Source organism: Xanthobacter sp. BG11Y11_SDJG (assembly GCF_057364445.1).
On the sequence record NZ_JBNFNU010000767.1, the window covers coordinates 1 to 921 of the forward strand.

A 921-nucleotide genomic window follows, 5' to 3' on the forward strand; every position below is an offset into this window, starting at 1 on the left:
CGATCTGCTGCTGGTGGTGGGGCGAGGCGCCGGAGGCCGACCCGTTCCCCGCCCCTGGCGGAGCTGGCGCAGGCCAAAGGCTGCGCGGCGGCCGAGGCGGTCCTTGAGCCCGATCCGGACGCGATCGCGCGGCTGAAGGGCCGGCCGCTGCTCGCCTTCGCCGGGATCGGCCGGCCGCAAAAGTTCTTCGAGATGCTGACGCGCACCGGCCTCGACGTCGCGGAGTGCCGCCCCTACCCCGACCACCATCCGTTCGCCGAAGGGGAGATCACGGCGCTCGCCGCCGACGCCGCGGCGCGCGGCCTCGGCCTCGTCACCACCACCAAGGATGCGGCGCGCCTGGCCGCCTTTTCCGGCATCCGCGGTCTCATCGAAGTGGTCCCGGTGACGTTGCGTCCGGCGGATGAAGGGGTTCTCCCCCATCTGGTCGGCGACGGCGGAAGCGCGGGGCCGCGGCGCGGCGCGGCGCCGCATAGGCGAAGGACCAGACGGCCCGATCAGCGGCCGGCGAGGGCGCGCACGCGGGTCAGCACCGCCTCGGGATCGGCATAGGCCTCCTGGAGGTCCACGCTCCAATAGCGCAGTTCGTCGAGCGCAATGGGCTGTCCGGTCACCGCGCAGCGCACGAAACTGCCGGGCCGCAGGATCCGGAACTCGCCATCGAGATAGCGGATTTCCGCCTCCCCGTGCGGCTCCGGAAAACGTTCAAATCGGTTCATCACGGCGGAACGGTCCCAAGGCCGCATCGGTCAGGCCGCCGACCGGCCGGAACGAGGCGTGCGCCTCCTGTGAGGCGCGACGACGAATTCTCCCTCCAGGCGGCACGGCCTTAACGGCACTGGCTCCTGGCGCTATCCCGCAGGATAGTGCTTTTGCCGGGTGCGGGGAAAAGGCCTCCGCTCAGCGATCGAACAAGGTTGG

General features: G+C 71.1%; 2 protein-coding genes. One reads left to right on the forward strand and one right to left on the reverse strand.

Annotation, left to right across the window (positions count from 1 at the left end):
* On the forward strand, positions 1-552 hold a 552-nt coding region (locus AC2W7M_RS26405; protein WP_486136141.1), incomplete at its 5' end, for a tetraacyldisaccharide 4'-kinase.
* On the opposite strand, the gene AC2W7M_RS26410 is transcribed toward AC2W7M_RS26405, so the two are convergent.
* Positions 498-719 (reverse strand): DUF2093 domain-containing protein, encoded by a 222-nt coding sequence (locus AC2W7M_RS26410; protein WP_486136143.1) that lies wholly within the window; start codon positions 717-719, stop codon positions 498-500. The two genes, AC2W7M_RS26405 and AC2W7M_RS26410, sit on opposite strands and share 55 nt — an antisense overlap.
* Positions 720-921: the final 202 nt, after the last annotated feature.

Excerpts from the sequence above, each read along its gene's own strand:
- AC2W7M_RS26410 (WP_486136143.1), bottom strand. The coding sequence starts at position 719 with ATGAACCGATTTGAACGTTTTCCGGAGCCGCACGGGGAGGCGGAAATC.